Consider the following 12889-nt stretch of genomic DNA (forward strand, 5'->3'; position numbering starts at 1 on the left):
CAAATGTAATCAAACTATTTGTTTCTTTTGTTATTTCTTTTTTTTCTATTGTCAACATTGGATTCTTTTTCTTCTTTACCACTTTTTTTAGTAGGAAGAACTTCTCCTTTGTACAACCATACTTTAACCCCTATTTTTCCATAAGTTGTATCTGCTTCTGCAAATCCATAGTCAATATCTGCTCTTAGTGTTTGTAGAGGTATAGTTCCTTCATTGTAACCTTCAGTTCTCGCCATATCAGCTCCACCAAGTCTTCCTGATACTGATGTTTTAATACCCTTTGCTCCTGCTCTTCTTGATCTTTGAATGGCTTGTTTCATAGCCCTTCTAAAAGAAATTCTTCTTTCAAGTTGAGAAGCAATATTTTCAGCTACAAGTTGTGCATCTAATTCTGGTATTTTAACTTCTTCAACATTTACTATCACATTTTTTCCTGTTATTTTTTCTAATTCTTTTCTTAATCCTTCTACTCCTTTTCCACCTTTACCTATAACCATTCCTGGTTTAGCTGTATAAACGGAAATTTTAATTCTATTTGCAGCTCTTTCTATTTCAATATTTGAAATACCAGCAATGTACATTTTGTTTTTTATATATTTTCGAATTTCGTAATCTTCAACTAATAAATCGCTAAAATCATTTTTATCTGCGTACCATTTGGAATCCCAATCCTTAATGATACCAACTCTTTGGCCATGTGGATTTACTTTTTGACCCATTTACCATCCCTCCTTTTCTATTCTCTTTCCTTAACTACGACACCTATGTGACTCGATCTCTTGAGTATAGGATAAGCTCTTCCTTGAGCTCTAGGTCTCCATCTTTTCATAGTTGGTCCATCATTGGCATAAGCTTCCGCTACATAAAGGGAATCTCTATCTAAACCAAAATTATTTTCCGCATTTGCAATAGCTGAATTTAAAACTTTTTGAAGCTCTCTTGCACCTTTTTTAGGTGTGAACTCTAATATTGCAAGAGCTTCATCTACATTTTTACCTCTTATTTCTCTAGCAATATAGTTAACCTTTAAAGGTGATATTCGTATATATTTTGCTATAGCTCTAGCTTCCACCCTAAACTCCCTCCTTTAATCTTATTTTAACGTGGTTGATTGTTCAGTTTTTTCACCGTGTCCTCTAAATATTCTAGTTGGAACAAACTCTCCTAGTTTGTGGCCAACCATATCTTCAGTTATATATATAGGTACATGTTTTCTACCATCATGAACCGCTATAGTATGACCTATCATTTGAGGAAAAATTGTTGAACGACGTGACCAAGTTTTTACTACTTTTTTTTCATTTTTATCATTTAACTCATCGATTTTCTTTAATAAATGATCATCACAAAATGGTCCTTTCTTTAAGGATCTACCCATGAATCTTCCTCCTCTCTTATACTGGTTTTAAACTATCTGCTCCTTCTTCTCACAATATATTCATTAGATTTCTTGTTTTTCTTTCTAGTCTTATAACCAAGAGTTGGTTTACCCCATGGTGTTACTGGACTAGGCATACCAATAGGTGTTCTACCTTCTCCACCTCCATGTGGGTGATCATTTGGATTCATTGCACTACCTCTAACTGTCGGTCTAATTCCTAAATGTCTGCTCTTTCCTGCTTTTCCTATAGTTATATTTTCATGTTCAACATTTCCTACTTGACCAATAGTTGCTTTACAATCCAATCTAATAAGTCTAGTCTCTCCTGAAGGAAGCTTTACCATCCCATATGAACCTTCTTTTCCCATAAGTTGAGCTTCTGCTCCTGCAGTTCTAACAAGTTGTGCGCCTTTGCCAGGTTTTAACTCTATATTATGAATAGTAGTTCCTACAGGTATATATCTCAATTGCAATGCATTTCCAGTTTTAATGTCTGCATCTTGACCTGATTCTATTGTATCTCCTACCTTTAATCCATTAGGAGCAATAATATATCTTTTTTCTCCGTCAACATAATATATAAGTGCTATATTTGCAGTTCTATTTGGATCATATTCAATAGCAGCAACTTTTCCTGGTATACCATCTTTATCTCTTTTAAAATCTATTATTCTATATTTTCTTTTAGCACCGCCGCCTCTATGGCGAATTGTTATTTTTCCATGAGCATTTCTTCCAGCTTTCCTATTTGAACTAGTAACCAATGACTTTTCAGGTCTCTTCCTAGTTATATCTTCAAATCCCGAAACAGTCATATGTCTAATAGCTGGTGAAGTAGGTTTGTATTTTTTCATACTCATTATTATTCCCTCCTTCTACTATTATTTTCTATTCCATTCCTTCAAAGAATTCAATTCCTTTGCTATCTTCACTAAGTGTGATAATTGCTTTTTTCCAATTAGGTCTTCTACCTACATGAACACCCATTCTCTTTTCCTTACCCATAATGTTTATAGTATTTACTTTATCCACCTTAACGTCAAATATTTCCTCTATAGCTCTTTTAATTTGGCTCTTATTTGCTTTTTTATCTACTACAAATGTATATTTTCCATCTGCCATAGCGTCCATACTTTCCTCTGTTATTATAGGCTTAACGATTATATCGTGTGGAATACGCACTATGCATACACCTCCTCCACTTTTCTTACAGCAGCTTTTGTTATGATGAAGGAATCATATTTTAAAATATCATATACATTTAAAGTATTTGCTATTGTAACTTCAACATTAGGAATATTCCTAATTGATTTCATTACATTTTCATTCGATTCATCCATAACAATTAAAGCTTTCTTGTTTGCTTTAATACTATCTAATATTTTAACCATTTCTTTAGTCTTAGGTTCTTCTATATTTAACTCATCTAAAACTATAATCTCATCATTTAACACTTTTGAAGTAAGAGCACTTTTAATAGCAAGTTTTCTTACTTTCTTAGGTACTCTATAGCTATAATCTCTTGGCTTAGGTGCAAATGTAACGCCGCCACCTTTCCAATGAGGAGCTCTTATACTACCTTGTCTAGCTCTACCAGTACCTTTTTGTCTCCAAGGTTTTCTTCCTCCACCTCTTACTTCTGTTCTAGTCTTAACCGATTGAGTTCCTTGTCTTCTATTTGCAAGATGATTTTTAACCATTTCATACATAGCAGTTTCATTTACTTCTACGTCAAATATATCATCCTTTAAATCTATATCTTCAACCTGTTCTCCCAATATATTATATACATTAACTTTTGGCATAGGGTTTCCTCCTTTCTAACAAAACTATTTGGATACTTTAACACTCTCTTTTATTGTAAGTAGTCCACCTTTAGGGCCTGGTACTGCTCCTTTTATCAATAATAAATTCTTTTCAACATCTACTTTAGCAATTTCTAAGTTTTGAACTGTTACCTTTTCATTTCCCATATGACCAGCTAATTTTTTACCTTTAAACACTCTTCCTGGATAAGCTGCTGCTGCCATAGCTCCAGGTGCTCTATGATATTTTGATCCATGAGTTTCTGGTCCTCTTCCATGTCCATGTCTTTTTATAGGTCCTTGAGTTCCTTTGCCTTTTGAAATTCCACTAACATCAACTTTATCGCCTAATTCGAATATATCTGCTTTAATTTCTTGACCTATCTCATATTCATCTAAACTTTCAACTTTGAATTCTTTTAAATACTTTTTATATTCAACTTGTGCTTTATCAAAGTGACCTTTTAAAGGCTTATTTACTCTGTTTTCTTTAACGTCTACATATCCTACTTGAATAGAATTATACCCATCTTTTTCTAAACTCTTTTTTTGAACAACCTTTACTGGTCCTGCCTCAACTACTGTAACTGGGGTAACCACACCATTTTCATCGAATATTTGGGTCATTCCTATTTTTCTTCCTAAAATTTTTTTCATCCTTTTGCACCTCCTAAATCTTACAGCGGATTACATTTTGTAATCATTCTAAGAAATTATAACTTTATTTCAATATCTACTCCTGCTGGTAAATTAAGCTTCATTAAAGAATCAACAGTCTTTTGATTTGGATTTAATATATCAATTAGACGTTTGTGAGTTCTTTGCTCAAATTGTTCTCTTGAATCTTTATATTTATGAACTGCTCTAAGTATTGTAACAACTTCTTTTTCAGTTGGCAATGGTACTGGACCTGAAACTGTAGCTCCTGTCCTCTTAGCAGTTTCTACAATCTTTTGAGCTGAAACATCTAAAAGCTCATGATCGTAAGCTTTCAATCTGATTCTTATTTTTTGTTTTCCATTTCCTTTGTTTGACATGTAATTCCCTCCTTCTATCGCATGCTTTTTTACATGCGACTAGAACTGCCTATACACTCAACCGGGTGTGTTGTATTATTTTTTTATAAGGTTGAGCTTAGCAATTCAAGTCGCCCAGTTTAGAAACCGGACATTCTCAGCGAAAATTCCCTGAAAACAGCAACCTTTCACCTCATCGCAATGTCAAAAATTACACACTCATTTATTTTATAGCATATCAACAAAAAACTCAAGCCTTTTTTACATTTTTTCATGATTTTTAATTTTTTTTATTATATTAGTATTAAAGGAAGGGTAAAAGCCCTTCCTTTAATACTTTTTAATCTTATTCAATAACTTTAGAAACAACTCCTGCTCCTACAGTTCTTCCACCTTCACGAATCGAGAATTTTAATCCTTCTTCTATTGCTACTGGTGTAATAAGTTCTATAACGAACTTTGCATTATCTCCAGGCATTACCATTTCTGTTCCTTCTTCTAATTCTATATTTCCTGTTACGTCTGTTGTTCTAAAATAGAATTGTGGTCTATATCCATTGAAGAATGGTGTGTGTCTTCCACCTTCTTCTTTTGTTAATACATATACTTCAGCTTCGAATTTTGTATGTGGTGTAATACTTCCTGGCGCTGCTAATACTTGGCCTCTTTCTATTTCTTCTCTTTGAACTCCTCTTAATAGTGCTCCTATATTATCTCCTGCTTGTGCTTCATCTAATATCTTTCTGAACATTTCTATTCCTGTTACTACTACTTTTCTTGAGGATTCACTTAACCCAACTAGTTCTACTTCGTCACCAGTTTTTAATTGTCCTCTTCCTACTCTTCCTGTTGCTACTGTTCCTCTTCCTGTTATACTAAATACGTCTTCTACTGGCATTAGGAATGGTTTGTCTATATCTCTTTCTGGTTCAGGAATTTTCTTGTCTACTTCTGCCATTAATTCTATAATCTTGTCTCCCCATTCACTATCTGGTTCTTCTATTGCCTTTAATGCTGATCCTACTACTATTGAAGCATTGTCTCCATCAAAATCATATTCGCTTAATAGTTCTCTTACTTCCATTTCTACTAATTCTATTAATTCTTCATCATCTACCATATCTGCTTTGTTTAAGAATACTACTATTTCTGGTACTCCTACTTGTCTTGATAGTAGTATATGTTCTCTTGTTTGTGGCATTGGACCGTCTGCTGCTGATACTACTAATATTGCACCGTCCATTTGTGCTGCTCCTGTGATCATGTTCTTTACATAGTCAGCGTGACCTGGACAATCTACGTGTGCATAGTGACGGTTTTCTGTTTCATATTCTACGTGGGATGTGGAAATTGTTATTCCTCTTTCCCTTTCTTCTGGAGCTTTGTCTATATTGTCATAGCTCATTACTTCTCCTGATCCTGATCTTGAGTTTAATACTGTTGTTATTGCTGCTGTTAATGTTGTTTTACCATGGTCTACGTGACCTATTGTTCCAATATTAACATGTGGTTTTGTTCTCTCAAATTTTGCTTTTCCCATTTTTCTTCCTCCTTAATATCAGAAATAAAATTATTTATCACCTAATACTTTTTCAGCTATACTACTTGGTACTGGTTCATAATGATCAAATTGCATTGTATAATTACCTCTACCTTGAGTATTTGATCTTAAGTCAGTTGCATAGCCAAACATTTCTGAAAGTGGAACATATCCATTTATTACTTGAAGTCCGTTCCTGCTTTCCATACCTTCAATTCTACCACGTCTGGAATTTATATCTCCCATTACATCACCCATATATTCTTCTGGCACTGTTACTTCTACTTTCATAATAGGTTCTAAAAGTACAGGGTTAGCTTTTTGCATTGCTTCTTTAAAGCCCATAGAACCTGCTATCTTAAACGCCATTTCTGATGAGTCTACATCGTGGTAAGAACCATCATATAATGTTACTTTCATATCTAATACTGGATATCCACCTACTACACCACTGTGCATTGCTTCTTGAATCCCTTCATCAACAGCTGGAATGTATTCTTTAGGAATAACTCCTCCAACTATTTTATTAACAAATTCATATCCTTTTCCTTCATTTGGTTCAACTCTAAGTTTTACATGGCCATATTGTCCACGTCCCCCAGATTGTTTTACATATTTTCCTTCAGCTTCCGCTGTAGTAGTAATACCTTCTTTGTAAGCTACTTGAGGGTCTCCAACATTTGCTTCTACTTTAAATTCTCTAAGAAGTCTATCTACAATAATCTCTAAGTGAAGCTCTCCCATTCCTGCAATTATAGTTTGACCTGTTTCTTCATTTGTATGGGTTTTGAATGTTGGGTCTTCTTCAGCAAGTTTTGTTAAAGCTACGCTCATTTTTTCTTGACTAGCCTTGGTTTTTGGTTCAATAGCTACATCTATTACTGGTTCTGGGAACTCCATAGATTCAAGTATTATTGGATGGTCTTCATCACATAGTGTATCACCTGTAGCAGTAGCCTTTAGCCCTACTGCTGCTGCAATATCTCCTGCGTGAACTTCATCAACTTCTTCTCTTTTATTAGCATGCATTAAGAGAATTCTTCCTACTCTCTCTTTTTTACCTGTTGTTGCGTTATATACATAGCTTCCTGATTTTAAAGTTCCTGAATAAACTCTAAAGAAAGCTAATTTTCCTACATAAGGATCTGCCATTATCTTAAATGCTAATGCTGAAAATGGCTCATCATCTGAAGCTTTTCTTTCTCCTTCTTCATCTGTACCAACTTCTATACCTTTGATTGGTGGTATATCTAATGGTGAAGGCATATAATCAACTATTGCATCAATTAATGGTTGAACACCTCTGTTTTTATATGATGAACCACATAAAACAGGAGTTATTTCAACTTTTATTGTAGCTTTTCTTATAGCTCTTTTAATTTCTTCAGGTGTAAGTTCTTCACCTTCAAGATATTTAACCATAAGTTCATCATCATGTTCTGCTATTTTTTCTATCATGTTTTCTCTATATTCATTTGCTAAATCTTTCAAATCTTCTGGTATATCTTCTATTTCAAATTGTGATCCTAATTCATCTTTATAAACTCTAGCATTCATTTCTATAAGGTCTACAACTCCTATGAAGTTATCTTCTTTTCCTATAGGGATTTGTAGTGGAACTGGTGATCCATGTAATCTATCCTCTATCATGTCAACTGCTCTAAAAAAGTCTGCTCCTAAAATGTCCATCTTATTAATAAAAGCCATACGTGGTACATGATATTTATCTGCTTGACGCCATACTGTTTCAGATTGTGGTTCTACTCCGCCTTTAGCACAGAAAAGCGCTACTGCACCATCGAGAACACGAAGAGATCTTTCTACTTCAACAGTGAAATCCACGTGTCCTGGTGTGTCTATAACGTTAATCCTATGACCTTGCCAATGACATGTAGTCGCAGCAGACGTTATAGTAATTCCTCTTTCCTGTTCCTGTTCCATCCAATCCATTTGAGCTGAACCTTCATGAGTTTCTCCTAATTTATGAATTTTCCCGGTATAGAAAAGTATTCTTTCTGTGGTAGTAGTTTTACCAGCATCTATATGAGCCATTATACCTATGTTACGAATTTTGTCTAATGAAAATTCTCTAGGCACAGTACTCCTCCTTTCTGTATATATCTCCAAATTTTTAAAATTATTTTCTTACCATCTGTAATGTGCAAAAGCTTTATTTGCTTCAGCCATTTTATGAGTTTCTTCTTTCTTTCTAACACTAGCACCAGTATTGTTTGCGGCATCTAGTATTTCTTTTGCTAATCTTTCAGTCATAGTTTTTTCGCCTCTAGCTCTTGAATATCTAACTAGCCAACGAAGACCTAGTGTTTCTCTTCTTTCTGGTCTAACTTCAATTGGTACTTGATAAGTTGCTCCTCCAATTCTTCTACCTTTTACCTCTAATACTGGCATAATATTATTCATTGCTTTATAAAAAACTTCTAATGGTTCTTCACCTGTTTGTTCTTTTATATAGTCAAATGCTCCATAAACAATATTTTGAGAAATACCTTTTTTACCATCTAACATTACTTGATTTATTAGTTTAGTAACTACCTCATCATTATATAATGGATCTGGCATAACATATCTTTTTGATATATGTCCTTTTCTTGGCACTTCGCTTCCCTCCTTAACCATAAAATAGTAGATTCATAGGTACTCGACAAGATTTCTTGCCGTCGTGCCCAAAATGCATCTATCTATAAATTAATGGAATAAATCCAATGCATTTCCAGCACAAATTATTTCTTCTTAGGTTTCTTAGCACCATATTTAGATCTTGATTGCATTCTATCTTCTACACCTGCAGCATCAAGTGCTCCTCTTACAATATGATATCTAACACCTGGTAAGTCTTTAATTCTTCCACCTCTTACTAAAACAACACTATGTTCTTGTAAGTTGTGTCCAATTCCTGGAATATAAGCTGTAACTTCCATTCCATTTGTTAACCTAACCCTAGCAACCTTTCTTAAAGCTGAGTTTGGTTTTTTAGGAGTAACAGTTTTAACTGATGTACAAACTCCTCTTTTTTGTGGTGAATTAACTGTAGTAGTTCTCTTTTTAAGAGAGTTAAAGTTCACACCTAATGCTGGTGATTTTGATTTATCAGCAACATCTTTTCTGCCTTTTCTTATTAATTGGTTAATTGTTGGCATTTAGGCACCTCCTTTTGCGCTGTATATTTATTTTAACAGTGCAGCACTTGCTGCACTGACTTCAATGCCACATGCATTACCTAGTTCCTTCATTGTATCAACATAGATTATATCTACAGATTTTTCTTCACATAGCTGTTCTACATCTTTTATAACTTTATTTTCTGCATCTTTTGCTATAAAAACTGTATTTACACTTTCATTTAATATAGCTCTTTTGACTTGTTTCGTACCTACAATTTTACTCTCAGTATTTAATTTTGATAACATAAAGCTTCCTCCTTCATTCAAACATCTTAAAATTATGTGGGAGAAAATCTCCCACATAATTTTAAATTTTTAAGAGTCCACTTATATTTACACACTCCTACATTTTAGCATTAGTTTTTTTCACTGTCAACAACATTTTCAATTAGTTTTTCATCAATCTCTTCAATATTAGGTGAAACCTCTACATCTCTATACCTTCTCATGCCAGTACCTGCTGGTATAAGTTTACCTATTATTACATTTTCTTTAAGGCCTAATAAATTATCTTCTTTGCCTTTTATAGCTGCTTCTGTAAGAACTCTAGTAGTTTCTTGGAATGAAGCGGCAGATAAGAAAGAATCAGTTGCAAGAGAAGCTTTTGTTATTCCAAGAAGAGCCCTTCTTCCAACAGCTGGCTTTCCGCCTTCACTCTCTATCTGTGCATTTGTATATTCAAAATCATTTATGTTCACTAAACTTCCTGGTAATAAATCTGTATCTCCAGAATCTTCTATTTTTACCTTGCTCAACATTTGTCTAACTATTATTTCAATATGTTTGTCATCTATATCTACACCTTGAAGTCTATATACTCTTTGAACTTCTTTTACTAAATAATTTTGTACTCCATGAACACCTTTGATTTTTAATATATCATGAGGATTTACAGATCCTTCCGTTATTTCATCTCCTGCTTCTACAAAGTCTCCATTTCTAACTTTAAGTCTTGAACCATAAGTTATGCCATAACTCTTTGATTCTCCATTTTTTGCAGTCACTACTACTTCTTTTTTCTTCTTGGTTTCATTTATTGAAATTTCTCCAGATATTTCACTTATTACAGCTAAACCTTTAGGTTTTCTTGCTTCAAATAACTCCTCAACTCTAGGTAAACCCTGAGTAATATCTGCTCCAGCAACTCCACCTGTATGGAAAGTACGCATTGTAAGCTGAGTTCCTGGCTCTCCAATAGATTGAGCAGCTATAGTACCTACAGCTTCACCTACATTAACTTTTTGTCCATTAGCTAAATTTCTACCATAGCATTTTGCACATACGCCATAGTGGGCTTTACATCCAAGTACCGATCTTACTTTTACCTCTTTAATTCCTGCTTCTTTTATTTGATCTGCCATATCTTCTGTTATCAATTCATCTTTCTTCGCTAATACTTCTTCCGTTTCAGGATCTATTACATCTTCAAATGGATATCTTCCAATGATTCTATCTCTTAGTTCTTCTATTATTTCTTTTCCATCTTTAAAATCTTTAGCAACTATATATTGATCTGTACCACAATCTTCTTCTCTTACAATAACATCTTGACTGACATCTACAAGTCTTCTTGTTAAGTATCCTGAATCCGCAGTTCTAAGTGCTGTATCAGCAAGACCTTTTCTTGAACCATGAGTGGAAATAAAGAATTCCAATACACTTAATCCTTCACGGAAGTTAGCTTTTATAGGGATTTCTACAGTTTTACCAGAAGCATTAGCCATAAGACCACGCATACCTGCAAGCTGTCTTATTTGGTTTTTACTACCTCTAGCCCCTGAATGAGCCATTATATATATATTATTTAATCTATCCAACCCACCCATTAACTCTTCAGTTAATTTTTCTGTAGTTTCATTCCATATTTCGATTACTCTTTCATATCTTTCTTCATCAGAAATAAGTCCTCTTCTATAGGATTTTTCAAATTTATCTACTTCTGTTTCAGCTTTTGATATAAGTTCTTCTTTTTTATCAGGTACTATTACATCTCCCATACTAACAGTTACTGCCCCTATAGTTGAGTAATGATATCCTACTTCCTTTATATGGTCAAGAACTGTTGCAGTTACTGTATTTCCATGTTTTCTGTAACATCTTTCAATTATTTTACCTAACATACCTTTATCTACAAGAGTATCTATTTCAAGAGAATATTTATCTTTACTTCTATCTACAAACCCTAGATCTTGTGGGATGTGTTCATTGAATATAAATCTTCCCACCGTACTTTCTACAAGTTTTCCATTGTCATTTTCATCTAATCTTCTTCTTATTCTTACTTTAGCATGTATTTCAACTTCATCATTATAATATGCTAGAAGCATTTCTTCATAATCTTTAAATATTTTACCTTCACCTTTTTCCCCATCGCCTTCCACAGTTAGATAATAACTTCCTAATACCATATCTTGCGTAGGTGTAGTTATTGGTTTACCATCTTTTAGCGCTAATATATTATTAACCGATAGCATTAAAAGCCTTGCTTCAGCTTGAGCTTCAGTTGAAAGGGGTACGTGTACCGCCATTTGGTCACCGTCAAAGTCTGCATTGTAAGCTGTACAAACTAATGGATGAAGTTTTATAGCTTTACCTTCTACTAATACAGGCTCAAAAGCTTGAATACCAAGTCTATGAAGAGTTGGAGCACGGTTTAAAAGCACAGGATGATCTTTAATAACAGTATCCAATACATCCCATACAACCGGTTTTACTCTCTCTACCATTCGCTTAGCACTTTTAATATTATGGGCATGACCTTCTGCTACAAGTTCTTTCATTACAAAAGGTTTAAATAATTCTAATGCCATTTTTTTAGGCAACCCACATTGATAAAAACTAAGCTCTGGACCTACAACTATTACTGATCTACCAGAATAGTCAACTCTCTTTCCAAGTAGATTTTGTCTAAATCTACCTTGCTTACCTTTAAGCATATCAGATAACGATTTAAGAGGTCTATTTCCTGGTCCAGTTACTGGTCTACCTCTTCTACCGTTGTCAATTAGTGCATCTACTGCCTCTTGAAGCATCCTCTTTTCATTTCTAACTATAATATCAGGAGCTCCTAAGTCTAAAAGTCTCTTAAGCCTGTTATTTCTATTTATTACCCTTCTGTATAGATCATTTAAATCTGAAGTTGCAAATCTTCCTCCATCTAACTGCACCATAGGTCTTAAATCTGGTGGTATAACTGGAATTACATCAAGGATCATCCACTCTGGCTTATTCCCTGATTTTCTAAAAGCTTCTACAACTTCTAATCTTCTAATAATCCTTATTCTTTTTTGTCCAGTTGCATCTCTAAGTTGCATTCTTAAATCTTTTGCTTCTTTATCTAAATCTATTCTTTCAAGAAGTTGTTTTATAGCTTCTGCTCCCATTAAAGCTAAGAATTTGTTTCCATATTTATCTTGTGCTTCCCTATATTCTGCTTCTGTTAACAGCTGTTTCTGAGATAATGGTGTGTCACCTGGATCTACGACTATATAAGAAGCAAAGTAAAGAACTCTCTCTAATGATCTTGGTGACATATCAAGCATAAGGCCCATTCTACTTGGTATTCCTTTAAAATACCATATGTGAGACACTGGGGCAGCTAATTCAATATGCCCCATTCTTTCTCTTCTAACCTTAGCTTTAGTAACTTCTACACCACATCTATCACATACTACGCCTTTATATCTTACTCTCTTATATTTACCACAGTGACATTCCCAGTCCTTTGTTGGTCCAAATATTTTTTCGCAAAATAATCCTTCTTTTTCAGGCTTCAAAGTCCTATAATTTATAGTTTCAGGTTTTTTTACTTCTCCTTTTGACCATTGTCTTATTTTTTCTGGAGAAGCTAAGCCGATTTTTATTGAATCAAAATTGTTAAGTTCAAACAAGGAGCTTTCTCTCCCTTCCATAGTAAAGTTTTAGATATTATTTAAAAAATATCTTTACCTTAAAATACTACAATT

Annotated in this window: 14 protein-coding genes; all 14 read right to left on the reverse strand. The window is 33.9% G+C overall.

What is annotated here, in order from left to right:
- Window positions 1-14: 14 nt before the first annotated feature.
- The gene (rpsC, locus tag FYJ27_RS01285) at window positions 15-719 is read right to left on the reverse strand and encodes a 30S ribosomal protein S3 (protein ID WP_154481907.1); all 705 of its coding nucleotides are present in this window, start codon (window positions 717-719) and stop codon (window positions 15-17) included.
- Between the two features lie 17 nt (window positions 720-736).
- Window positions 737-1072, reverse strand: a complete 336-nt coding sequence (gene rplV / locus FYJ27_RS01290) for a 50S ribosomal protein L22 (RefSeq protein WP_226808207.1) — start codon at window positions 1070-1072, stop codon at window positions 737-739.
- A gap of 21 nt (window positions 1073-1093) precedes the next feature.
- Window positions 1094-1378, reverse strand: coding sequence for a 30S ribosomal protein S19 (gene rpsS / locus FYJ27_RS01295; RefSeq protein ID WP_154481910.1), 285 nt, complete (start codon window positions 1376-1378; stop codon window positions 1094-1096).
- 32 nt (window positions 1379-1410) lie between these two features.
- Entirely contained in the window at window positions 1411-2241 is an 831-nt protein-coding gene (gene rplB / locus FYJ27_RS01300; protein ID WP_154481913.1) for a 50S ribosomal protein L2, read from the reverse strand.
- A gap of 28 nt (window positions 2242-2269) precedes the next feature.
- Entirely contained in the window at window positions 2270-2563 is a 294-nt protein-coding gene (rplW, locus tag FYJ27_RS01305) for a 50S ribosomal protein L23 (protein WP_216384393.1), read from the reverse strand.
- A complete protein-coding gene (gene rplD / locus FYJ27_RS01310; RefSeq protein WP_154481916.1) occupies window positions 2563-3186 on the reverse strand; it encodes a 50S ribosomal protein L4 in 624 nt (207 codons plus the stop codon). Before rplD ends, rplW begins: the two co-directional genes overlap by 1 nt.
- Before the next feature lie 24 nt (window positions 3187-3210).
- On the reverse strand, window positions 3211-3843 hold the full coding sequence (rplC, locus tag FYJ27_RS01315; RefSeq protein WP_154481919.1) for a 50S ribosomal protein L3: 633 nt from the start codon (window positions 3841-3843) through the stop codon (window positions 3211-3213).
- A gap of 56 nt (window positions 3844-3899) precedes the next feature.
- Window positions 3900-4223, reverse strand: a complete 324-nt coding sequence (gene rpsJ, locus FYJ27_RS01320) for a 30S ribosomal protein S10 (RefSeq protein ID WP_042679565.1) — start codon at window positions 4221-4223, stop codon at window positions 3900-3902.
- Window positions 4224-4548: 325 nt separating this feature from the next.
- Window positions 4549-5742 (reverse strand): elongation factor Tu, encoded by a 1194-nt coding sequence (gene tuf, locus FYJ27_RS01325; RefSeq protein ID WP_154481922.1) that lies wholly within the window; start codon window positions 5740-5742, stop codon window positions 4549-4551.
- A 30-nt stretch (window positions 5743-5772) separates the two neighbouring features.
- On the reverse strand, window positions 5773-7839 hold the full coding sequence (gene fusA, locus FYJ27_RS01330) for an elongation factor G (RefSeq protein ID WP_326831017.1): 2067 nt from the start codon (window positions 7837-7839) through the stop codon (window positions 5773-5775).
- A gap of 48 nt (window positions 7840-7887) precedes the next feature.
- The gene (rpsG, locus tag FYJ27_RS01335) at window positions 7888-8358 is read right to left on the reverse strand and encodes a 30S ribosomal protein S7 (protein ID WP_226808376.1); all 471 of its coding nucleotides are present in this window, start codon (window positions 8356-8358) and stop codon (window positions 7888-7890) included.
- A gap of 125 nt (window positions 8359-8483) precedes the next feature.
- Window positions 8484-8900 (reverse strand): 30S ribosomal protein S12, encoded by a 417-nt coding sequence (rpsL, locus tag FYJ27_RS01340; protein WP_154481928.1) that lies wholly within the window; start codon window positions 8898-8900, stop codon window positions 8484-8486.
- A 27-nt stretch (window positions 8901-8927) separates the two neighbouring features.
- Window positions 8928-9170 (reverse strand): ribosomal L7Ae/L30e/S12e/Gadd45 family protein, encoded by a 243-nt coding sequence (locus tag FYJ27_RS01345; protein ID WP_154481931.1) that lies wholly within the window; start codon window positions 9168-9170, stop codon window positions 8928-8930.
- A 110-nt stretch (window positions 9171-9280) separates the two neighbouring features.
- Window positions 9281-12814, reverse strand: a complete 3534-nt coding sequence (gene rpoC, locus FYJ27_RS01350; protein ID WP_154481934.1) for a DNA-directed RNA polymerase subunit beta' — start codon at window positions 12812-12814, stop codon at window positions 9281-9283.
- Window positions 12815-12889 lie beyond the last annotated feature (75 nt).

Origin of the sequence: Anaerosalibacter bizertensis, from assembly GCF_009696605.1 — a bacterium.
Classification (GTDB): Bacteria; Bacillota; Clostridia; order Tissierellales; family Sporanaerobacteraceae; genus Anaerosalibacter; species Anaerosalibacter bizertensis.

Coding starts and splice junctions, on each gene's coding strand:
- rpsC (WP_154481907.1), bottom strand. CDS start 719: ATGGGTCAAAAAGTAAATCCACATGGCCAAAGAGTTGGTATCATTAAG.
- rpsS (WP_154481910.1), bottom strand. CDS start 1,378: ATGGGTAGATCCTTAAAGAAAGGACCATTTTGTGATGATCATTTATTA.
- rplB (WP_154481913.1), bottom strand. CDS start 2,241: ATGAGTATGAAAAAATACAAACCTACTTCACCAGCTATTAGACATATG.
- rplD (WP_154481916.1), bottom strand. CDS start 3,186: ATGCCAAAAGTTAATGTATATAATATATTGGGAGAACAGGTTGAAGAT.
- rplC (WP_154481919.1), bottom strand. CDS start 3,843: ATGAAAAAAATTTTAGGAAGAAAAATAGGAATGACCCAAATATTCGAT.
- rpsJ (WP_042679565.1), bottom strand. CDS start 4,223: ATGTCAAACAAAGGAAATGGAAAACAAAAAATAAGAATCAGATTGAAA.
- tuf (WP_154481922.1), bottom strand. CDS start 5,742: ATGGGAAAAGCAAAATTTGAGAGAACAAAACCACATGTTAATATTGGA.
- rpsL (WP_154481928.1), bottom strand. CDS start 8,900: ATGCCAACAATTAACCAATTAATAAGAAAAGGCAGAAAAGATGTTGCT.
- FYJ27_RS01345 (WP_154481931.1), bottom strand. CDS start 9,170: ATGTTATCAAAATTAAATACTGAGAGTAAAATTGTAGGTACGAAACAA.